At 72.7% G+C, this 21,188-nt stretch carries 17 protein-coding genes; 5 read left to right on the top strand and 12 right to left on the bottom strand.

Going from position 1 to position 21,188, the window contains the following annotated elements; translation table 11 throughout:
• Positions 1 to 126 precede the first annotated feature (126 nt).
• Complete coding sequence (locus tag AC3IYI_RS12165) at positions 127 to 579, top strand: VOC family protein (RefSeq protein ID WP_489410194.1); 453 nt, start codon at positions 127 to 129, stop codon at positions 577 to 579.
• A gap of 1,732 nt (positions 580 to 2,311) precedes the next feature.
• Here AC3IYI_RS12165 and AC3IYI_RS12160 read toward each other — a convergent pair.
• Both AC3IYI_RS12160 and AC3IYI_RS12155 read right to left on the bottom strand, forming a co-directional pair.
• Positions 2,312 to 2,992 carry an HAD-IA family hydrolase gene (locus AC3IYI_RS12160; RefSeq protein WP_489410193.1) on the bottom strand — a complete coding sequence of 227 codons (681 nt, stop codon included), beginning with the start codon at positions 2,990 to 2,992 and terminating at the stop codon, positions 2,312 to 2,314.
• 132 nt (positions 2,993 to 3,124) lie between these two features.
• On the bottom strand, positions 3,125 to 3,856 hold the full coding sequence (locus tag AC3IYI_RS12155) for a peptidoglycan-binding domain-containing protein (RefSeq protein ID WP_489410192.1): 732 nt from the start codon (positions 3,854 to 3,856) through the stop codon (positions 3,125 to 3,127).
• A gap of 719 nt (positions 3,857 to 4,575) precedes the next feature.
• Here AC3IYI_RS12155 and AC3IYI_RS12150 point away from each other — a divergent pair.
• The gene (locus tag AC3IYI_RS12150) at positions 4,576 to 6,636 is read left to right on the top strand and encodes an MDR family MFS transporter (protein ID WP_489410191.1); all 2,061 of its coding nucleotides are present in this window, start codon (positions 4,576 to 4,578) and stop codon (positions 6,634 to 6,636) included.
• Between the two features lie 45 nt (positions 6,637 to 6,681).
• Here AC3IYI_RS12150 and AC3IYI_RS12145 read toward each other — a convergent pair whose 3' ends face one another.
• Complete coding sequence (locus AC3IYI_RS12145) at positions 6,682 to 7,113, bottom strand: GNAT family N-acetyltransferase (RefSeq protein WP_266913117.1); 432 nt, start codon at positions 7,111 to 7,113, stop codon at positions 6,682 to 6,684.
• A gap of 321 nt (positions 7,114 to 7,434) precedes the next feature.
• On the opposite strand from AC3IYI_RS12145, the gene AC3IYI_RS12140 reads away from it, so the two are divergent.
• Positions 7,435 to 7,830 carry a nuclear transport factor 2 family protein gene (locus AC3IYI_RS12140; RefSeq protein ID WP_489410190.1) on the top strand — a complete coding sequence of 132 codons (396 nt, stop codon included), beginning with the start codon at positions 7,435 to 7,437 and terminating at the stop codon, positions 7,828 to 7,830.
• A 72-nt stretch (positions 7,831 to 7,902) separates the two neighbouring features.
• Here AC3IYI_RS12140 and AC3IYI_RS12135 read toward each other — a convergent pair whose 3' ends face one another.
• Positions 7,903 to 8,274 carry an antibiotic biosynthesis monooxygenase family protein gene (locus AC3IYI_RS12135; protein WP_489410189.1) on the bottom strand — a complete coding sequence of 124 codons (372 nt, stop codon included), beginning with the start codon at positions 8,272 to 8,274 and terminating at the stop codon, positions 7,903 to 7,905.
• A 224-nt stretch (positions 8,275 to 8,498) separates the two neighbouring features.
• On the opposite strand from AC3IYI_RS12135, the gene AC3IYI_RS12130 reads away from it, so the two are divergent.
• Positions 8,499 to 10,439 carry a bifunctional glycosyltransferase 87/phosphatase PAP2 family protein gene (locus AC3IYI_RS12130; RefSeq protein WP_489410188.1) on the top strand — a complete coding sequence of 647 codons (1,941 nt, stop codon included), beginning with the start codon at positions 8,499 to 8,501 and terminating at the stop codon, positions 10,437 to 10,439.
• 363 nt (positions 10,440 to 10,802) lie between these two features.
• Here AC3IYI_RS12130 and AC3IYI_RS12125 read toward each other — a convergent pair whose 3' ends face one another.
• Together AC3IYI_RS12125 and AC3IYI_RS12120 are read right to left on the bottom strand one after the other, a co-directional pair.
• Positions 10,803 to 11,153 carry a DUF6193 family natural product biosynthesis protein gene (locus tag AC3IYI_RS12125; protein WP_489410187.1) on the bottom strand — a complete coding sequence of 117 codons (351 nt, stop codon included), beginning with the start codon at positions 11,151 to 11,153 and terminating at the stop codon, positions 10,803 to 10,805.
• 145 nt (positions 11,154 to 11,298) lie between these two features.
• Positions 11,299 to 12,543 (bottom strand): cytochrome P450, encoded by a 1,245-nt coding sequence (locus tag AC3IYI_RS12120; RefSeq protein ID WP_489410186.1) that lies wholly within the window; start codon positions 12,541 to 12,543, stop codon positions 11,299 to 11,301.
• 274 nt (positions 12,544 to 12,817) lie between these two features.
• Between AC3IYI_RS12120 and AC3IYI_RS12115 the strand changes: the two genes are divergently transcribed.
• A complete protein-coding gene (locus tag AC3IYI_RS12115; protein ID WP_399384143.1) occupies positions 12,818 to 13,987 on the top strand; it encodes a steroid 3-ketoacyl-CoA thiolase in 1,170 nt (389 codons plus the stop codon).
• A 165-nt stretch (positions 13,988 to 14,152) separates the two neighbouring features.
• Here the strand turns inward: AC3IYI_RS12115 and AC3IYI_RS12110 are convergent, their stop codons facing one another.
• The 6 genes from AC3IYI_RS12110 to AC3IYI_RS12085 all read right to left on the bottom strand — a co-directional run bounded on the left by AC3IYI_RS12110 (position 14,153) and on the right by AC3IYI_RS12085 (position 21,136).
• Positions 14,153 to 14,557 carry an aggregation-promoting factor C-terminal-like domain-containing protein gene (locus AC3IYI_RS12110; protein WP_489410185.1) on the bottom strand — a complete coding sequence of 135 codons (405 nt, stop codon included), beginning with the start codon at positions 14,555 to 14,557 and terminating at the stop codon, positions 14,153 to 14,155.
• 363 nt (positions 14,558 to 14,920) lie between these two features.
• A complete protein-coding gene (locus AC3IYI_RS12105) occupies positions 14,921 to 15,850 on the bottom strand; it encodes an ECF transporter S component (protein ID WP_489410184.1) in 930 nt (309 codons plus the stop codon).
• Positions 15,847 to 17,889, bottom strand: coding sequence for an ABC transporter ATP-binding protein (locus AC3IYI_RS12100; protein WP_489410183.1), 2,043 nt, complete (start codon positions 17,887 to 17,889; stop codon positions 15,847 to 15,849). The genes AC3IYI_RS12105 and AC3IYI_RS12100 overlap by 4 nt, the downstream gene beginning before the upstream one ends.
• 6 nt (positions 17,890 to 17,895) lie before the next feature.
• The gene (locus AC3IYI_RS12095) at positions 17,896 to 19,239 is read right to left on the bottom strand and encodes an energy-coupling factor transporter transmembrane component T (protein WP_489411511.1); all 1,344 of its coding nucleotides are present in this window, start codon (positions 19,237 to 19,239) and stop codon (positions 17,896 to 17,898) included.
• On the bottom strand, positions 19,212 to 19,865 hold the full coding sequence (locus AC3IYI_RS12090) for an SCO2322 family protein (RefSeq protein ID WP_489410182.1): 654 nt from the start codon (positions 19,863 to 19,865) through the stop codon (positions 19,212 to 19,214). The genes AC3IYI_RS12095 and AC3IYI_RS12090 overlap by 28 nt, the downstream gene beginning before the upstream one ends.
• On the bottom strand, positions 19,865 to 21,136 hold the full coding sequence (locus AC3IYI_RS12085; RefSeq protein WP_489410181.1) for an SCO2321 family membrane protein: 1,272 nt from the start codon (positions 21,134 to 21,136) through the stop codon (positions 19,865 to 19,867). The genes AC3IYI_RS12090 and AC3IYI_RS12085 overlap by 1 nt, the downstream gene beginning before the upstream one ends.
• Positions 21,137 to 21,188 lie beyond the last annotated feature (52 nt).

Here is a 21,188-nt window from a genome sequence, read left to right as displayed (position 1 = left end):
GAAGGCGATCAGTTCGGTCATGACGCTTGCCCCGCGGGCGCGCTCTCGGCCTGCGCATTCCAGTGGTTCGGTGTGCCGTGGCCGACCGCACCTTCTGTTGTCAGTGCGGATTGCGAGGCTGAGGCCATGGAGACCACGTTGCAACTGACCATCGACTGCGCCGATCCGAAGGTGATGGTGACGTTCTGGACCCAAGCGCTGGGCTACCTGCTGGAGCCGGCGCCGGACGGGCACGCGACCTGGCGCGCGTACTGGGAGGGCATGGGGGTACCCGCGGAGGAACTGCCCGATGGGGTGGGGGAGGTACCGGAATCGATCGTGGATCCGTCCGGGCGGGGGCCCCGGGTGTGGTTCCAGCAGGTTCCGGAGCCCAAGGCCGGCAAGAACCGGGTGCATCTGGATCTCAAGGTCAGCGGTGGGCGCGGGGTTCCGATGGAGCTGCGGACGCGGCGGGTCGACGAAACGGTGGAGCGGCTGACCGGGGCGGGGGCGAGTGTGCTGCGCGTGCTGGACGAGTTGGAGACGCACTACGCGGTGGTGCTGCAGGACCCTGAGGGGAACGAGTTCTGCGTCGCTTGAGCCGGCCGGCCCGGGGTGGGGTGGCTTGGTCGGTCAGGTGTGCCCGGCGGGGTGGGTCCGCTGGGCGGGGCGGGACTTGGTTGTTGGGGTCTGGCTGGGTGGCCGGGTTGGGCCGGCCTGCGGACCGGGTGTGGTCTGCCCATTGGGTCGCCCGGGTCGGAGAGTGTCCCCGGCTGTCTAGGTGTGGCCCGCCTGGGTCAGGTGGAGTGAGGCTGGCTACTTGGGTCTGATTGCCCGGGGCCGACTGTCGGGGTGGGTTGCGCCTTGGGCTGGCCGCTCGGGGGAGGCTCGCTGGGGGAGGTCAGCCGGGGGTGGCCCGTTCGGGGCGGGTTGCCGGGCCGTCGGGGCTTGGCTGGGTGGCCCGGCCAGCCAGGGCAGGTTGCTTGGGCCTGACTGTCCGGTCCTGCTGGCAGGGGCGGGAGGACACCGAATCCGATTCCCCGGGTCAGGCCGGCTGGGCTTGGCGGGGCAGGCTCGCTGGGGCAGGGCCCTTGGATCGGGTCCCCCGGGAACGGTCCCCCAGGTCTGGTCGGCCGGGTTAGGGCGACCGGGGCGGCTCCCTGGGTTTGGCTGCCCGAGTCGGGCTTGCTGGGGCAGGCCGACCTGGTCAGGTGATCCGGGTCAGGCCGGCCAGGTCAGGCCGATCGGTCAGCCGACTCGGGGCCGCCACCCGGGTGTGGCCGGGCGGGGTAAGTCGCCCGGGGCGGTCCGCGGGTTTGGTCGCTCGAGTCAGGCTTGCTGGAGCGGACTTGCCCGGGTCAGGGTTGCCCGGGTCAGGGTTGCCCGGGTCAGGCCGATCGCGGCAGCGACCGGGGGGCACAACCCGGGGCTGGCGGCTCTGGGTAGGCCGACCCGGAGGGGGCCCTGGGTTTGGCTGCCCGAGTCGGGCTTGCTGGGGCAGGCCGGCCGGGTCAGGTCGGTCGGGTCGGTCGACCGGGGGTCGCCACCGGGTCTGGCTGGGCGGGGTGGGTCGACCGGGGGCGGCCCGCGGGTTTGGTCGCTTGAGTCAGGTCTGCTGGAGCGGACTTGGCCGGGGCAGGTTGCCCGGGGTAGGCCGATTCGGTCAGCTGGCCGGGGGGCTAACCGGGTCTGGCTTACCGGGGTGGGTCGACCGGCGGCGGCCCTATGGGTTTCGCTGCGCGGGTCAGGTTGCCCTGGGTGGACTGACCGGGGCAGGCCCGCCGGGGCAGGTTCGCCAGGGGCGGTTTGCCCGGGATGGGCCCGCCGGGTCAGGTCGGCCGGGTCAGGCTGCGCGGGTCAGGCCGATCGGGTCAGGCTGCGCGGGTCAGGTCGGCCAGGTCAGGCTGCGCGGGTCAGGTCGGCCAGGTCAGGCAGCCCGGGGCAGGTCCGCCAGGTCAGGCAGCCCGGGGCAGGTCCGCCAGGTCAGGCTGCGCGGGTCAGGTCGGCCAGGTCAGGCAGCCCGGGTCAGGTCGGCCAGGTCAGGCTGCGCGGGTCAGGTCGATCGGGTCAGGCTGCGCGGGTCAGGTCGGCCAGGTCGGGCTGCCTGGGTCAGGTCGATCGGGTCAGGCTGCGCGGGTCAGGTCGGCCAGGTCGGGCTGCCTGGGTCAGGTCGGCCAGGTCAGGCTGCGCGGGTCAGGTCGGCCAGGTCGGGCTGCCTGGGTCAGGTCGGCCGGGTCAGGCTGCGCGGGTCAGGCCGATCGGGTCAGGCTGCCTGGGTCAGGTCGGCCAGGTCAGGCAGCCGGGGCAGGTCCGCCAGGTCAGGCTGCGGGGGTCAGGTTGTTTGGAGGGTGAGGGTGATGGAGCCGTCGGGGGAGGTGGTGAGGGTGACCGTGGTCAGGTCGAGGACGTGGGCGGTGGGGCCGTGAGCGGCGGCGCGGGGGCCGACGCCTATGACCCGCATGCCCGCGGCCTGGCCTGCGGCGATGCCGGCGGCCGAGTCCTCGAAGACGATGCAGTCGGCCGGGTCCACGCCGAGGGCGGCGGCGCCCATGAGGAAGCCCTCCGGGTCGGGCTTGCTGGCCTGCACGGACTCGGCGGTGATCCGGACCTCGGGCATCGGCAGGGCGGCGGCCGTCATCCGGGCCGTGGCCAGGGCCATGTCGGCGGAAGTGACCAGGGCGTGCGGGAGGGTGCTGAGGGCGGCCATGAAGGCGGGCGCGCCGCCGATCGGGACCACGCCCTCGGTGTCGGCGGTCTCACGGGCGAGCATCACCGCGTTCTCGGCGAGGTTCTCCTCCATGGGGCGGTCCGGGAGGAGGATCGCCATCGTGGCGTAGCCCTGGCGGCCGTGGACCACCTTGAGGGCTTCCTCCGGATCCAGGCCGTGGGCGACGGCCCAGTCGTACCAGCAGCGCTCGACCACCGCGTCCGAGTTGACGATGGTGCCGTCCATGTCCAGGAGCAGGGCCTTGGCGGTCAGGACGGCGGGGGCGGTGGTGGTGCTGGCCGGCATCGGAGGGGCTCCAGACGGGACGGGAAAGAGAAGAAGTGGTTCCGTCCACCGGTCAGGGAGTGAGGACGGAACCACTTTGTTCCTGAACAATACAAAACGGGGAGGGGTGCTCGCCACCGGATCCGGTGTGTTCTATCCCTCCAAAGCGCGGCGGGTCGCCGGCCCGTAGACACCCCAAGGGTCCTCGTCGATGTCGTTGTACGCCTGGAACGTCGAGACCGCCGATTCCGTACGGGCGCCGTACCTGCCGTCGTACTTGCCGCGGTAGATGCCCTGCGCTGCCAGCAGGCGCTGGAGCTTCTCCACTTCGGGGCCCGAGTCCCCGTACCTGAGGGTCGGCCCCGCGGGGGGCCGGGAGGTCGGCGCGGAGGAGCGGCTCGGGGTGGGGGACGCGGTGCGGGACGGGGTGGCCGAGGGGGTCGACGAACGGCTCGGGGTGGGAGACGGCGAGGGGGACGCGGACCGGGAGGGGCTGGGGGAAGGTGACGGGGACGGGCCGGTGCTCTTGGCGGGCTGTGACGGGGTGACCTGGGTGAGGCTGATCGGGGGCGAGGAGGGCTTCGCGTCGAGGAGGGTGGTCTCCGGCGCGGCCGAGCCCGAGAACGCCCTCAGGACGAGGACCGCTGCGCCGATCACCGTGGCGGCGGCCGCGGTGATGGGGAGCGCGCGGATGCGGCGGCGCGGGGGCTCGGAGGAGTGCGCCCCGTCCGCCCCGTCCGTGCCGTATGTCCCGTCCATCCCGTACCCGTAAGCCGGGCCGGCCTGGTCCCACGTGGGGGCCTCGGGCGACCCGTACGAGCCGTGGGCCCCGGGCGTCGCGTGCGGCTCGTGCGGCGCGTACGCCGGGATCGGGCGCAGCTGCATCGTTTCTTCGGGCAGGGAGGCTACGGGTGTCCCGTACGCGGGAGTCTCAGCCCCGGGCGGCAGTGGCGCGGTGCGGGTCGGGTCGGTGGTGGGTCGTGGCGTGGTGGCCGCCTGGCCGGGGCGCGGCGAGGCGGTCTCTGGCCGGCCTGCGTCCGGGTGCGTCGTGTCCGCCTGGACGGGGCCTGGTGTGGCCCCCGTCGGGCCCGTCGGGCCTGGATGGGGCGGAGTGGTCTCCGGCCAGCCTGCGTGGGGTGGCGTCGTGCCCGCCTGCGGCGGGTGTGGTGTGGCGCTCGCCTGGACCGGGTGTGCCGTGCTGCCCGGCTGGGCGGGGTGTGCCGCGTTGCCCGGCTGGGCCTGGTGTGCCGTGTTGCTCGCCTGGACCGGGTGTGCCGCGTTGCCCGGCTGGCCGGGGTGTGCCGTGCTGCCCGTGTGGCCGGGGTGGGGTGGGGGGTTCGGCGGGGTGGGGCCGGGGGTGGGTGGGGTGGGGTTGGGGAGGGATACGTAGGGGCGGACGCGCAAGGGTTGGAAGCCCGGTGGGCAGTCGCAGGCCCCTCCCTTGGTGCTGCATTCCGGACATTGTTCAGTGCTCACTCGAATCCCTCCCCTGGCCGCTGCCTGCGATTATGCAGACCTCCGGTAACCCGCCCAAGCCGCCCGACAGGCCATAACCGGACACACCGCTCAGGATGGAGGAGTCGATCAGGCCCGAGGAGGAGCCGATGGTGCAGGACGTGACCACGGAGCCCGACCCGCGGAAGCGGGCATCCGGCCCCAGCGCCGAACACGCCTCACGCGAGGTGCTCGTCTCCATCGGTGCGCTGCTGCTGGGGCTGCTCATCTCTTCGCTCGACCAGACGATCGTCTCGACGGCCCTGCCGACGATCGTCAGCGATCTCGGCGGGATGTCGCACCTGTCGTGGGTGGTCACGGCCTACATGCTCGCCTCGACGGCCGCCACGCCGCTGTGGGGCAAGCTCGGGGACCAGTACGGGCGCAAGAAGCTCTTCCAGTCCGCCATCGTGATCTTTCTGATCGGGTCCGCCCTGTGCGGCCTGGCGCAGAACATGCCGCAGCTCATCGGCTTCCGCGCGCTGCAGGGGCTGGGCGGCGGCGGGCTGATGGTGCTGTCGATGGCGATCGTCGGAGACATCGTCCCGCCGCGCGAACGCGGCAAGTACCAGGGGCTCTTCGGCGCGGTATTCGGGGCCACCAGCGTGCTGGGCCCGCTGCTGGGCGGACTGTTCGTGGACCACCTGTCGTGGCGCTGGGTCTTCTACATCAACCTCCCCATCGGTCTCGTCGCACTCGTCGTCATCGCCGCGGCCTTGCGCATCCCGGTGCGCACCGAGAAGCACACCATCGACTACCTCGGCACCTTCCTCATCGCCTCCGTCGCGACCTGCCTGGTGCTCGTGGCCTCGCTCGGGGGCACCTGGGGCTGGAGCTCCCCGGAGATCATCGGGCTCGCGGTACTCGGCCTCGTCCTGCTGGTCGCCTTCGTCATCGTCGAGCGGCGGGCCGTGGAGCCGGTGCTCCCGCTCAAGCTGTTCCGGATCCGGACCTTCACCCTCTGCTCGCTGATCAGCTTCATCGTCGGTTTCGCGATGTTCGGCGCGATGGTCTACCTGCCGACCTTCTTGCAGGTGGTCCAGGGCGTCTCCCCGACCATGTCGGGCGTCCACATGCTGCCGATGGTGCTCGGACTGCTGATCACCTCCACCGTGTCCGGTCAGATCGTCAGCCGCACCGGGCGCTGGAAGGTCTTCCCGATCGCGGGCACGGCCCTGACCGCCCTCGGGCTGCTCCTCCTGCACCAGCTGGAGCGCACCAGCTCCACCTGGGAGATGAGCCTCTACTTCTTCGTCTTCGGCGCCGGCCTCGGACTGGTCATGCAGGTGCTCGTCCTAGTGGTGCAGAACTCGGTCAGTTACGCCGACCTCGGTGTCGCCACCTCGGGTGCCACCTTCTTCCGCTCCATCGGCGCCTCCTTCGGCGTCGCCATCTTCGGCACGATCTTCACCAACCGGCTCGACGACGAGCTGGCCGGTGCGCTCAAGGGGATCCCGCTGCCGCCGGGGCTGGACGTGAGCACACTGGAGGCCGACCCGCGCGCCATCGGCGCCCTCCCCGCCGCGCTGCGACCGCGCGTGCTCGACGCCTACTCCACCTCCATCACCGACGTCTTCCTCTACGCGGCACCCGTGGTGCTGGTGGCCTTCGTCGTGGCCTGGTTCCTCAAGGAGGACAAGCTGCGCGGTTCGGTGACGGCGCCCGATGTCACCGAGACCCTCGCCTCCAACCCCGTCCAGCGCTCCTCGCGGGATGAGGTCGCCCGCGCCCTGACCGTGCTCGGGACCCTCCAGGGCCGCAAGCACGTCTACGAGAAGATCACCGCAAAGGCGGGCTACGACCTGCTGCCCGCCGCCAGCTGGCTGCTGCTGCGGATCAACAGGTACGGCAGCGCTGACCCAGCCGTCCTGGCGGAGAAGACCATGGTGCCGCTGCGGGCCATCACGGACGCGGGCCGCCAGATCGAGGAGCGGGGGCTGGCCGTCCGCGACGGACTGCCGCTCGTCCTGACGGCGAAGGGGCGCGAGAGCGCGCTGAAACTGTCCGCCGCGCGGGAGGAGTCGCTCGCCGAGCTGCTCGGCGACTGGTGGACCGCGGACCGCCCGACCGACCTGTCCGAGCTGGTTGCGGAGATCAACTCCGAGCTCTGCGGTTCCGTCGACGAGGAGCCCTACGAGACCTTGGCCCGCCGGGACCATTCCGCCAGGTGACCCATTCCGTTGTCAGGTGGGTGACCCACTCCGCCAGGTGACCGGTCAGACCAGGCGCTTCTCGAACCAGTGCTCGGCGTAGGGACCGGAGCTGTACGCCGGTATCTCCGCGTACCCCTGGCGCGCGTACAACGCACGGGCCTCCACCAGGTCGGACCGGGTGTCCAGCCGGACCCGCTCGGCGCCCAGCGCGCGGCCCGCGTCCTCCAGGACCCGGAGCAGGGCCGCCCCGCCGCCCGTGCCGCGGGCGCGCGGGTCCACGTACACCCGGGTGAGCTCGGCGGTGACGGGGTCCAGGAGACGTATCCCCCCGCAGGCGAGGGGCAGTCCGTCGAGTCTGCCGACCACGAATCGGCCCGTCGGCGCGGTGAGCTCGTCGTCCGGGAAGTCCAGGAGGCCCTGGTCGATCTCGGCCTCGGTGACGGACCGCCGCCAGTACCGGCCGGCGACCTCCGCGTAGTACGCGCGGCGCAGCAGCGTGGCGTCCGGGGTGGTGAACGGCTCGGCGGCAACCTGCCAGGTCCCGGCCGGGGACGGGGTGGTGAACGAGTTCGAAGCCGAAGCCGAAGCCGAAGCCGAAGCCGAAGTCGAAGTCGAAGCCGAAGTCGCCGTCGACGGCGCGGTTGCGGTGGTGGGTGAGGTCGCGGTTGTGGCTGCCGCCGTGGTCGTGGTGAGCGTCTCTCTGCTGGTCATGACGTCATTGTGGAGCGTCCTCCGGCCGCCCGCGTTGGAATATCCACAGGACCGGGCCGATGATAGGAAAAAGGGCAAACCGCACTCACGAAGGGCGTGACCGTCATGTCTGAGCATCCTGACTGTGCCCTGATCCGTCGCGCCTACGGGGCCTTCGGCCAGGGCGACATGGAGAAGCTGAGCACGATGATGACGGCCGACGTCATCCAGCACGTCCCCGGCAGCAGCCCCATCTCCGGGCATCACAAGGGGCGGGAGGCCGTCTTCGACCTCTACCGCCGGCTCGGCGAAGAGACGAACGGGACATTCCAGCTTCACCTGGATAAATTGCTTGCGGACGGTCGCGGCCACGTCATGAGTTTCCACACAACGCGCGCGGACCGCGGCGACCGCGGGATCGAGATCCACGACGGCATCTTCTTCACGATCGTCGCCGGGAAGATCAGTGACATCGACATCTGCACCGAGGACATCGACGAGACCGACTCCTTCTGGAGCTGAAGGAGCCGGGGGGGAAGGCCGGGAGAAGCCGAAGAGGGGCCCGGAGCATCCGCTCCGGGCCCCTCCGCATGCTCACGCCTGCTTCGGCGCCGCCTGCTGCACGACCTCGAACGACCACACCGACGAGCCCGTGGCAGCGGGCTTCGGCCGCTCCGCGCCGTCCGCGCCGCCCTCGGCACCCGCCGGACCACCACCCGGGCGCCCCGCGCCGCCACCCTGGTGGGCCGCCTTCATGGGCCCCTCCATCCACGCCTGGAAGTCCGCCTCGGAACGCCACCGCGTGTACACGAGATACTGGTCCGTGCCCTCGACGGGCCGCAGCAGCTCGAACCATTCGAAGCCGTCCGAGCTCTCCACGGAGCCCGCACGGGAGGCGAACCGCTGCTCCAGAACCTCCCGCTGTTCGTCCGGGACGGTGAGGGCGTTGATCTTCACGATGCTCATGCCCGCCATCCTAGGTATCGCGCGGGGGATATCGTCGTCCGGGTAAATGAAGCGCGCGGTATGAAACGCGGTACGAAACGCGGCAGCCAGGCGAAGTCAGGGTTGCGGTCAACAGGGCGGGAGGCCGGCGAGGCGTGGCTAACGCGGCGGAGCACAGTGGTGCGAACGGACATGCCGGGGTCATAGGCGGTAGCGGCGGCGGCAGGCTCGGGGCGGCACGCCTCATGCTGTGGGCACTGGCCTTGCTGCTCGCCGTCAGGCAGGCCGCGGTCGTGCTGCGCGTGCCACCGGGCGAGTGGCTCAGCGGCTTCCACCTCCCGGGCAGCCTCCCGGGCTCGCTCTACACGAGCGGCCAGTTCACCGGGACCCCCTTCGCGGGGTTGGTCCTCAAACCGCTCCTGGGCCTGGCCGCGCCCTCCCTGGAGGTGGCCTGGACCTGCGTGACGCTGCTGCTCGTGGCCGCCATCGGGCTGGTCGCCGCGCGCGCCCTGCCCGACCCCGTGCCGCGGCGCACCGCGCTGCTCGCCGCGCCCGTGCTGGTCACGCTGATGATGGTCTCGCTGCCCGTCCGCGAAGCCGCCCTGCCCGGGCAGACCGCCGTACTGCCGGTGCTGCTGGTGCTCCTCGCCGTGTTCCGGGTCCCGAGCGGGCGCTCCTCCGGGTTCCTGATCGGCCTGGCCGCAGCCCTGCAGCCCGCGCTGCTGCTCTTCGCGCCACTGCTGTGGCTGTCCGGACGCAGGGCCACCGCGCGCTCCGCCGCCGTGACCTTCGCCGGTGCCACCGCGCTGTCCTGGGCGGCCCTGCCCAGCGACTCGTGGACGTACTGGGTCCAGCACCTGGCCGGGACCGGCCTCGGCGGCGCACCCGGCAGCATCGCCAATCAGTCGGTGCACGGCGCCCTGCTGCGCCTGGGCCTCTCCGGGCCCGGCGAGATCCTGCTCTACGCCGCCCTCGCGGCCCCGATCGTCTGGATCGGCCTGCGCCGCGCCACCCGCTACGCCCGTGACGGCCAGCTGCTGCTCGCCGTCGCCATCACCGGCTGCGTGGCCGTCGCCGTGTCCCCGACCGGCTGGCGCCACCAGATGCTGTGGGTGCTGCTCGCGGTCGCCGGCAAGGTCGGCAAGCGGGCAGCGGACCGGCCGGTGTGGCCGGTGGCCGTGGTCCTCGCCATGACCCTGCCGAGCGACGTGCTGCTGCCCAACCTGGTCGCGCTGGCCCCCGTACGGGACAACGTGCTGCTGCTCGCGGCCCTCGCGGCGGCCTGCGCCGTGCCGTTCCTGCCGCGCTCCTCCCCGTACTGGCGCGAGCCGGTCCCCACCGCCTACGGCCGGCCCGCGCCCGCGCGGTGGGCGCGGGTGCCGCTGCTGCCGTTCTGGCGGCGCGTGCTGTCGCGTCCGAACCTGCTGCTGGAACTGCTCCTGATACGGGTCGGGTACTCGCTCTACTCGCACATCCGGGCCGCCGCACCCACCAGCCGCACCCTCGCCGAGGGCAACGGCAGCCAGATCCACGGGATCGAGCGGGCGCTCGGCATCGACATCGAGCACGCCGTGAACCACGCCGTCGTGAACACGCCCTGGCTGGAGGCGTTCTTCAACTTCTACTACACCTCCTTCCACTTCGTGGTCCCGCTGGCGATCCTGGCCGTCCTGTACTGGCGCCGCCCCAAGGACTACCGCTGGGCGCGGGCCTCGCTGGGCCTGGCCACCGTGCTGGCGCTCATAGGTTTCTGGCTGTATCCGCTGGCGCCGCCGCGGCTGATGCCCGGCATGGGCTACGTCGACACCGTGCACGGCGTGCAGGACCTGGCGAACCCGAGCTACGGGGCCATGACCGCGATCTCCAACCAGTACGCGGCGATGCCCTCGCTGCACTTCGGCTGGTCGCTGTGGTGCGGGATCGTGATCGTGATGATCGCGCCGAAGGGATGGCAGAAGCTGCTGGGCGCGCTGCATCCGGCGATCACCGTGTGCGCGATCGTCGCCACGGCGAACCACTGGGTGCTCGACGCGGTCGGCGGGGCGATCGTCGTCGTGGCCGGGTTCGGGCTCGTCTACGTGCTGTCGGGCCCTCGGGGCGATGCGGTGCCGGCCGGGGTGGCCGTGCCGCGGCCTCGGCGGCCGGAGCGGGTCGGAGCGGGGTCCGCGGGGCGGACTCGGGCGTAGCCGGCGGGTTGGCTGGCCGCCTGTGTGGCGACGAAGGGGTGCCGGGGCGGGGTAACAGCCCGCCTCGGCACCCCTTCGCGATGGATCGCCGCGTTCTGTCAGGATCCGCCCGAGGGGCGGCTTGCGCCACCCGGGGCGGGGCGGGGCGGGGTTGGGTTGGGCGTGGCGGCGGAGCCGGGCGGGCCCTGCGGGGCTGTCCCCTACCCACCCTTCGCCCGTTCCCCGGGGCTGCGCCCCGGACCCCTGCGGGGCTGCGCCCTGCGCCCCGGACATGCCCCGGGGGATGTGCCCCGGGCACTGCGGGGCTGCGCCCCGGGCATGCCCCGGGGGCTCCGCCCCCGGCCCGCCCGGCCCGCCGGGCTGCTATTGCGTCGGTAGGTGGGCGACTACGAGGGCTATGGCCGCCCGGGCCGTGTCCGCTTCGCCGAGGATGGTGGTCTGGCGGGGGCCGCGGATGCGGAAGCGGCCGTCGGGGAGGGGTTCGACGGCCGGGGCGGTCACGGCGAAGGGGTGGCCGGCGGAGGCGCTGAACCACAGGGTGAAGTGGCTGGTGTACGGGTACAGCCGGCGCAGTTCCGGCTCCTCGCGGGCGGCCTCGATGAGGGCCAGTACCCCCTGGCTCATGGGCTCGGAACCGCCGCCGAGGTCGACCATCCGCTGCCACGTCGTGGGCAGCCGCTGCCATCGTCTCGCGCTGGGGTCCTCAAGGTTCATCCGGGCAGTCTGGGGTCCGGTCCGCCGCCAAGGCAATGATCTCGCAGGTGGCGAGACGGTAACGACCGGCGACCGGCCAGTAACAACCGAGGGACGGCAGGGGCCGGGCGTGGGAGGTGAGGCCCCTGCCGTCCTGGATCACGGGTCAGCCGTGGCTGACCCGCAGTTCCTTGATGCCGTTCAGCCAGGCCGCGCGCAGTCGGCGCGGGCCCTCCCCGGCGAGGCGCAGGTCGGGCAGGGCGTCGGCCAGGGCGTTGAACATCAGGTCGATCTCCATGATGGCCAGCGACTTGCCGAGGCAGAAGTGCGGGCCGCCGCCGCCGAAGCCCAGGTGCGGATTCGGGTCGCGGGTGATGTCGAAGACGTCGGGGTTCTCGAAGACTTCGGGGTCGTGGTTGGCGGAGGAGTAGAACATGCCGACGCGGTCGCCGGCCTTGATCTTCTGCCCGCCCAGTTCGGTGTCCTGGGTGGCGGTGCGCTGGAAGGACACCACGGGGGTGGCCCAGCGGACGATCTCCTCGGCGGCGGTGGAGGGCCGGGTGCCCTTGTAGAGCTCCCACTGGTCGGGGTGGGTCAGGAAGGCGTGCATGCCGTGGCTGATGGCGTTGCGGGTCGTCTCGTTGCCCGCCACCGCCAGGAGGAGGACGAAGAAGCCGAACTCGTCGGAGCCCAGGTTGCCCTGGCCCTCGGCCGCCACCAGCTGCGTGACGATGTCCGTGGCCGGGCACTCCTTGCGCTCGGCGGCCAGGTTCATCGAGTAGCCGATGATCTCCGCCGCGGCGTTGCCGCCGACCTCGGCGGTGATCGCGTACTCCGGGTCGTCGTACGCGATCATCTTGTTCGACCAGTCGAAGATCCGGGACCGGTCCTCCTGCGGTACGCCGATCAGCTCGGCGATGGCCTGCAGCGGGAGCTCGCACGCCACCTGGGTGACGAAGTCGAAGCTGCCGTCGGCAGAGGCCTCCAGGGCCTCCGCGACGATCTTGCGGGCCCGGTCGCGCAGGGCGTCCTCCAGCCCGCGGATGGCCCGCGGCGTGAAGCCGCGCTGCACGATCTGGCGTACGCGGGTGTGTTCCGGCGGATCCATGTTCAACATGATCAGTCGCTGGGCATCTATCGCATCGCGCTGGATGTGCTCGTTGAAGCGGATGATCGCCGTGTTCGTCGTGGAGGAGAACAGCTCCGGGTGCGTGGAGATGTACTTGACGTCTGCGTGCCGGGTGACGGCCCAGTACCCCTCGTCGTCGAAGCCGGTGATGCCCCGCGGCTGCGGGCACCACCACACGGGTGCGGTCTGCCGCAGTTGCGCGAACTCGGGGTAGGGGACCCGGTCTTGGAGTACGTCAGGGTCGGTGGCGTCGAAGCCTTCGGGCAGTGCGGGGCAGGTCATCGGGCGGCTCCAAAGTCTGACGGCCCATCAGAAGTTGGCTTGAAGGTAGTAACGAGTTCTAGAAGTGACAAGGGGCCCCGCGCCAACTGTTGCGTGTGGAATCCGTGTAAGCCGCGTGCAAGACCCTTGCGTACCGGGTGTTCTGGTCATAAGACTGCGGGGAGAACTAGAACGCGTACTAGTTCGGGCGGGGCGCCGGGACGGCCCGTCCGTCGCTGAGGCGCGCTAGCCGATGCGCGCTGTGCGCTACGCAGGAGCAGGAGAGGACGAGCTCATGGCCGCGGAACCCGTCATCGTCGAAGCCGTACGCACCCCGATCGGCAAGCGCGGGGGCGCGCTCGCCAATCTTCACCCCGCCTACCTCCTCGGCGAGACCTACCGCGAGCTCCTCGCCCGCACCGGAATCCAGCCCGACTGCGTGGAGCAGATCGTCGGCGGCACCGTCACCCACGCCGGCGAGCAGTCGATGAACCCGGCCCGCAACGCCTGGCTGGCCATGGGCCTCCCGTACGAGACCGCCGCGACCACCGTGGACTGTCAGTGCGGCAGCTCCCAGCAGGCCAACCACATGGTCGCCAACATGATCTCCGGCGGTGTCATGGACATCGGCATCGCCTGCGGGGTCGAGGCCATGACCCGCGTCCCGCTCGGCTCCGGCTCCAAGCACGGACCGGGCAAGCCCTTCCCGGACGAGTGGAACGTCGACCTCCCGAACCAGTTCGAGGCCGCCGAGCGCATCGCCCGCCGCCGGGGCCTGACCCGCGAGGACGTGGACCGCCTCGGCGTCCTGTCCCAGGAGCGGGCCGCCGCCGCGTGGGCCGAGGAGCGGTTCAAGCGCGAGACCTTCGCCGTGCAGGTGCCCACCACCGAAGCGGAGCAGGCCGCCGGCCAGGGCATGTGGCGGCTCGTCGACCGGGACGAGGGCCTGCGCGACACCTCCATGGAGGGCCTCGCCCGGCTCAAGCCGGTCATGCCGACCGCCGTGCACACCGCCGGCAACTCCTCGCAGATATCCGACGGCGCCGCCGCCGTGATGTGGGCCTCGCGCAAGATGGCCCGCGCGCTCAAGCTGCGGCCGCGCGCCCGGATCGTCGCCCAGACGCTGGTCGGCTCGGACCCGCACTTCCACCTGGACGGGCCGATCGACGCCACGCGGGCCGTGCTGGGCAAGGCCGGCATGTCCCTCAAGGACATCGACCTCGTCGAGATCAACGAGGCCTTCGCCTCCGTCGTCCTCAGCTGGGCCCAGGTCTTCGACCAGGACCTGGAGAAGGTCAACGTCAATGGCGGCGGCATCGCGCTGGGCCACCCCGTCGGCGCGACCGGGGCCCGCCTGATCACCACCGCCCTGCACGAGCTGGAGCGCCGGGACAAGGAGTTCGCGCTGATCACCATGTGCGCGGGCGGCGCGCTGGCGACGGGCACCATCATCCAGCGGCTGTAGCACCTGCTGCGCCGCCTTTGGACCCTGTGGGATGGGATCGCGAAGGCCCCGGTGGCCGGACCTGGGGAGGTCGGCCGCCGGGGCCTTCGCATGCGCTGCGCGGGCACCGCGCAGTACCGCTCGGGTGCTGCTGCGGTACCGCTTCGTCTGCTGCCGCTGGTGGGTTTAGTACCAGTGGTGGTTCTGCCAGAAGCTCCAGGCGCCCTCGGGGCTGCCGTAGCGGGAGTTCATGTAGTCCAGGCCCCACTTGATCTGGGTGGCCGGGTTGGTCTTCCAGTCCGAGCCCGCCGAGGCCATCTTCGAGGCCGGCAGGGCCTGGACCAGGCCGTAGGCGCCCGAGGAGGAGTTCGTGGCGGTGTGGTCCCAGCCGCTCTCCCTCGAGACGATGTTGTTGAACGCCGCGAACTGGCCCGGGTCCTTGATCATCTGCTGGGCGATCGCCTTGGCACTCATCGGGGCGGCCTGCGCCGGAACCGCGGCCAGCATGGAACCGGCGACTCCCAGGGCGAGGACGGTACCGGCGAAGGCCTTCTTCGAAGCGGCGATGCGGCGGATGACGGAGTGGGACACGGACGGGCCTTTCGACGGGGACAAGGGCGGCCGCAAGCACGCCGGAGACGTGCGTGAGCCACTCACGCGAAGGAGAGGGGTTCGTCGGCGGAAGCGGGAGAACCGGGACCGGGGATGAGCCCGGCCGATCTCCGTCCGCCTTGCGACTCATCCAGTTCTACGGGGGTAGAACGCACCTGGCAACGCCCCCTCTTACTAGTGGCCCTCGCAGCCGGGGCGCAACGGCCCCCCTCGGCGCGGGTGGGCATCACCGCTGGTGGGAGCCCGTGTGCGGGGGTGAGCAGGGGACGTTCAAGGACTACTATCCCGCCTCGTATGTGACCTAGGTCCTGTGGGGCGGGTCACCGCCGGGAGCCCCGGATCTCACCCTCCGTGGCTGGTCGTATTCCTTTCGGAGGAAGGTGTGGTGGCGGATCCGGCCCCTGGATCGAAGGCCACGGGGGCGTCGAACGCCGCTTTTCGAGTGGCCCGCCGCAATGCCTTCAGCAGGGTCGCACCGAGCGTGAGGGTCAGTACGACGGTCAGCGCGGCCCGGCCCAGGTCCCAGCCCAGCGAGGTGGCCAGGCAGTAGGAGAGGAAGCGCGCGAGGTTCGCCGCGACCGGGTCCCCGGGGTGGAAGGAGATGCCCTGGCCCATGCCCTGCAGGATCACCCAGCCCTGCAGGTTCATGATCGTGCCGTACGCGAACGAGCCGAGGAACCCGTACAGCGCGAGCATCGCCAGCTCGGCCCGCCCCCGGATCCGGTCCGGCCCCGGCAGCAGCCCGGCGCCCAGCGAGAACCAGCCCATGGCCAGCATCTGGAACGGCATCCACGGTCCGACACCGCCCGTGAGCAGGGCCGACGCGAACATGGTGACGGCGCCCAGGACGAAGCCGAAGCCCGGGCCGAGGACCCGGCCGCTCAGCACCATCAGGAAGAACATGGGCTCCAGGCCGGCCGTACCGGCTCCGAGGGGGCGCAGCGCGGCCCCGACCGCGGCGAGTACGCCGAGCATGGCGACGGCCTTGGCGTCCATCCCGTCGTCGGCGATGGTCGCGACGACCACGCCGACGAGGAGGGGGAGCAGGGCCGCGAAGAGCCAGGGGGCGTCCTGGGCGTGGGCGAAGCCGGACTGGCGGTCGGCGAGGAGCGGCCAGCCGAAGGCGGCGAGACCGATGAGGGTGACGAGGACCAGGGCGGCGGCGGCACGGGGGCCGATGCGGAGGGGGCGGGAACGGGGGCGGGCGGCCTGGGTGGCCGGGGGCGGGGTGGCCGGGGTGGCCGGGGTCGGGGTCGGGGTGGGGGCGCTCATGAGTCCTCCCGGGCGGAGAGGGCTGCTGCGACCTGGGAGACCGTGAGCCAGTGGCCCGGGGCCAGGATCTTGGCCACCTGCGGGGCGAAGGCGGGGGAGGAGACGACGACCTCGGCGGTCGGGCCGTCCGCGACGATCTCGCCGCCGGCGAGGATCACCACGCGGTGGGCCAGCTCGGCGGCGAGCTCCACGTCGTGGGTGGCCAGGACGATGGCGTGGCCGTCGGCGGCGAGCCCGCGCAGGATCTCCACGAGGCGGGCCTTCGCGGCGTAGTCCAGCCCGCGGGTCGGCTCGTCGAGGAGCAGCAGGGCCGGGCGGCCGGTCAGGACCAGCGCCAGGGCGAGGGCGAGGCGCTGGCCCTCGGAGAGGTCGCGCGGGTGGGTGTCGTCGGGGACGTCGGGCAGGAGCGCGGCGACGAGCGCACGGCAGGTGCCGGGCGCCTGGCCGGCGTCGTGGTCGGCGGCGGTGCACTCGGCTGCGACGGTGTCGGCGTAGAGGAGGTCGCGGGGCTCCTGGGGGACGAGGCCTACGCGGGTCATCATCTCTGGGGGCGGCGTGCGGTGGGGGGTGCGGCCGCTGACCGTCACCTGGCCGGTGGTGGGCTCCAGCGTGCCGATGAGGGTGGCGAGGAGGGTGGACTTTCCGGCGCCGTTGCGGCCCATCAGGGCGATGGTCTCGCCCTTCGACACCGTGAGGGTGATGTCGCGGAGGACTTCGGCGCGGCCGCGGCGGAGGGAGACGGCCTTGACCGTGGCCGGGGTGACCCCCGTGACCCCGGTGGCTCCGGTGGCTCCGGTGGCTCCGGTGGGGTCGGCCGGGGCCGGCTGGGGGGTGCGGAGGACGCGGCGGCGCAGCCGGGCGAGCAGGCCGGGGCGGGAGCCCTGCGGGCGGCTGTCCCCTACCCACCCTTCGCCCGTTCCCCGGGGCTCCGCCCCGGACCCCTTGTGGGGCTCAGCCCCGGACCCCGCCGGGGGCTGCGCCCCGGACCCCGCCGGGGGCTGCGCCCCGGACCCGTCACGGGGACCCGTGCCGGGTGCGGCCTGGGACTGCGCCCTGGACCCCGTCGGGTCCTGAGCTCCGGTACCGGCGTGGGGCTGCGCCCCCGACACGGCGTGGAGCTGACCCCCGGATTCGGTACGGGATCCCGTACCGGGCACGGCCTGGGGCTGCGCCCCGGCACCGGCTTGGGGCCGCGCCCCCCGGTCCGGCGTTGGCGGGTTGGTCGTGGTCAGGAGGGTGCGGAGGGGGGCTGCGCGGCGGCGGGCGTCGCGGATCGAGAGGGGGAGGGGGGACCAGGCGGCCAGGCGGCCGAGGGCTACCACCGGGGGGTGGACCGGGGAGATGGCCATGATGTCGGAGGGGGTGCCCAGGAGGGGGGGTGCGCCCGGGGAGGGGAGGAGCAGGACGCGGTCGGCGTACTGGACGACCCGCTCCAGGCGGTGTTCCGCCATCAGGACGGTCGTGCCCAGGTCGTGGACAAGGCGTTGCAGGACGGCCAGGACTTCTTCCGCCGCCGCCGGGTCGAGGGCCGACGTCGGCTCGTCCAGGACCAGGACGCGCGGGTGCGGGGTCAGGACCGAACCGATCGCCACCCGCTGCTGCTGTCCGCCGGACAGGGTGGCGATGGGGCGGTCGCGGAGGTCGTTCAGGCCGAGGAGGTCGAGGGTTTCCTCGACGCGGCGGCGCATGACGGAGGGCGGCAGGCCCAGGGACTCCATGCCGTAGGCGAGCTCGTCCTCGACGACGTCCGTCACGAAGTGGGCCAGCGGGTCCTGGCCGACCGTGCCGACCACGTCCGCGAGCTCCCGCGGCTTGTGCGTGCGGGTGTCGCGGCCGGCGACCGTGACCCGGCCCGTGAGGGTGCCCCCGGTGAAGTGCGGGACCAGGCCCGAGACCGCGCCGAGGAGGGTGGACTTGCCGACGCCGGAGGGGCCGACCAGGAGGGTCAGCTCCCCTTCCGGGAGCGTGAAATCGGCGTGCGCGAGGGAGGGGGCGACCGCGCCCTCGTACGTCACCGATACGTCTTCGAAACGGATCACGGGGGCTTATGCCTCCTTCGGTAGCGGGGCCACCAGTGCCGGGAGCAGGCCGATCAGGATCGCAGCGGCCGGCCAGAGCGGGAGGGTCGGGACGACCAGGGGGACGACGCCGGGGCGCAGGGCCTCCGGGTCCAGGGACGCGGCGCGGATCAGCAGCGCCGCCACCGCCGCGCCCGACCCGGCGACCAGCCAGGCCCGTACGCCCCACCGGTCCGGCCGGTACCGGGTCCGGATCGACCGGCGGCCGCCGAGACGCAGCCCGGCCAGGGCCAGGAGGAGGGAGAAGAGGAGGAGGGTGAGGCCGTATCCGGCGCCCTCCGCCGCGAGCAGCCCGTACGTACCCGCGCACATGCCGAGCAGCCCGCCGAGGGTGAGCACGTTGGTGGTGTGGCGGACGGCGGCGGGAACATGTGCGGTACGGCCGTAGCCGCGCGCGTCCATCGAGGCGGCGATCGCGACGGAGCGTTCGAGTGCGCCTTCCAGGACCGGCAGGCCGATCTGGAGGACCGCCTTGATCCCGCCCGTGGGGCGGCCGCGCAGGCGGCGGGCCGTACGGAGGCGGACCACGTCCGCGACCATGTTCGGCGCGAAGGTCATCGCGACGACGACGGCGACGCCGACCTCGTACAGGGCCGCGGGCAGGGACTTCAGCAGCCGCGCCGGGTTCGCGAGGGCGTTGGCGGCGCCGACGCAGATGAGGAGCGTGGCCAGTTTCGCGCCGTCGTAGAAGGCGAAGACGAGCTGTTCGGCCGTGACCCGGCCGCCGAGCCGGATGCCCTGCGTCCAGTCCGGGAGCGGGACCTCGGGGAGGGTGAAGAGGGTGTGCGCGCCGGGGATGGGGGAGCCGAGGAGCATGGAGAAGACGAGGCGCAGGCCGATGACGAAGAGCCCGAGCTTGACGAACGCCCCGTAGGAACGCGCCCAGGGGGCGTCGGTACGGCGGGCCGCGACCACGTACCCGGCGACGCCGACGATCAGGCCGAGGAGGAGCGGGTTGGTGGTGCGGGAGGCGGCGGTGGCGAGCCCGAGGGCCCAGAGCCACCAGGCACCCGCGTGCAGGGCGTTGCCACGCGTGGCCTCGGGGGCTTGCCAGATTTTTTTGTACGTCGGCACGTGCTGGGTGCGGATCGCCCCGGCGGGGGCGTTCGGGCTGGGCGGGGTGGGGACGTCGCCTGCGGGGCCGTGGTGGGTGCGCCCGGCCTGCGGCCGGGCTGGGTTCCCACCCGCACCACCCGTGCGGGTCGACGGGCGGGTGCGGGTGGCCCTGGTGGGTGGCTGAGCGCCGTCGGCGACCGCCCCGCCGTTCTCCGTGGGACCGTCCGTCATCGGGTGCGGCGGCGGGACTGCCAGAAGCCGGCTGCGCCCAGGGCGGCCACCGCTGCGATGCCCGCTAGGAGGCCCGCCGACGGGCCGCCGGCGCCCTCGGAGTCGGCGGCGGGCTTGCCCGTGGCCGTGGCGGTGTCCGCGATGGGTTCGCCGCAGCCCTGCTTCGGGTAGCCCGAGATGGCGCACAGCAGCGCCGCGCTGTTGTAGCGCAGCGGCTTGGCCACCTCCGCCAGCGCCTCGGCCGTCGTGGCGTCCGGGCCGACCTGCGCGCAGGCCGTGCGCGGAGCGTCCTGCGGCGGGGTCTCGCCCGCCTGGGCTTCGGCGGGCGTGCCGAAGTCGATGACCAGGGCGATCCGCTTCTTGCCCGCCATCGGGGCGGTGGCCGAGCAGATGGCCGCGAAGTCGGCGTCCGCGCGCGGTGGGGCGGCCTGATCGGCCGCGTCCTTGCTCACGACGAAGTGGAAGCCCTGCACGGAGCCGTCCGCCGGGCGCAGCGAGGAGGGGCCCTGGGTGGCGTACGCCCACGTGCCGCCGGCGCCGTCCCAGAACGACCAGTAGCGGTAGGTCGAGGCCAGGGCGGGGGACGCGGCCAGCACCGTCAGGATGACACCGAGCACGAGGACCGGCAGAGCCGGACGGGGGCGGCGCATCAGAGCTGGTTCCGCTTCCGGCGGCCGCTCAGCACGATGCCGATGCCCATGCCGGCCGCCGCGCCCGCGAGGATCATCCACCAGACGTTGCTGCCGCCGGAGTCCTTCTCCTTCTTCTCGTCCTTCTTGTCCGCCGGCTGCTCCGACGCCCTCGCGGAGGCGTTCTGCGGCGCCGGGCCCGTCGCGTTCAGCGCCGCGACCAGGTCGGTGCCGCCGAAGGACTTCGGGTCGGTGCCGGTCGCGTGCGCGGCCAGGATCAGGGTGCCCAGCCCGGCCGGGCTGCCCTTGGACCACTCGGCGGAGTTGGCCTTCAGCCACTCCAGCGCGCCCGCCGCGGACTGCTTGTGTCCGGCCGCGGCCAGGGCGATGACCGCGTCGGCGGTGTTGCCGGTGTCCGGGGTCGGCTGGTCGGCGCCCGGGGTGACGGCGGTGAGGTGGCCGTCCTTCTTCAGGGCTTCTGCCAGGTATCCGGCCGCGCCCTGGGCGGCCGCCGCCGGGTCACCGGCGGTCGCCGGGCAGGCCAGCGGGGCCGCGGGGGTGTCCGTAGAAGAAGGGGAGGTGGGAGGGGAGACGAACGTGCCCATGCCGAGGCCGGCCAGGACCGCGGCGGCTGTGGCGTCGGCGTTGGCGGGCAGCTTGCCGTCGGCGGTCGGCTGGTAGGCGAAGGCGCCCCGGTCGGCGGCCGGCTCGGCCGAGCAGCCCAGCTGGAAGGCGAGCAGCCCCTCGTACGCGGACTTGCCGGCCTTGGACGTGACCTCGGCCGGCTTCTCGCCCGCCGCCGAAAGCGCGCTGATCACCACGGCGGTGGAGCTGGCCTCGCTCGGGGAGCCGGGGACGTAGGCCCAGCCGCCGTCCGCGTTCTGGACGGACTTCAGCCAGTCCACGGCCTTCTTCACCGTCGCGTCCTGGCCGCCGAGCAACTTCAGCGCCTGCACGGCCACCGCGGTGGCGTTCGTGTCGAGCATCGTCTTGGCGTCGCACGCCGCCGTGACGTCCGCGCGGAAGGAGGAGAAGCCGCCGTCGGCGCACTGCTGGCCGACGAGCCAGTCGACGGCCTGCTGGGCGGGCTTGACGCCGACGGTGTTCTGGGCGAGGAGCGCGAACGACTGCCGCCACACCCCGTCGTACGTCGGGTCGTTCTTGCCGAAGAGCCCGGAGGGGACGACGGGCGCCGGGGACGGCGTCGCGACATCGGCGAGGGCCGCGGGGGCCGCGCCCACGCAGAGCACGGCGGAGACGGCGAGCGTGGCGGCGCTGCGGCGGACGTTCATGGCGGGGCGGTGGCCTCTCGTGCTGGGGACCCGGAGGCAGGCAGCACAGCGG

It is taken from the genome of Streptomyces sp. GL_148 (genome assembly GCF_057834205.1).
This window is presented reverse-complemented; position numbering and strand designations above follow the sequence as displayed.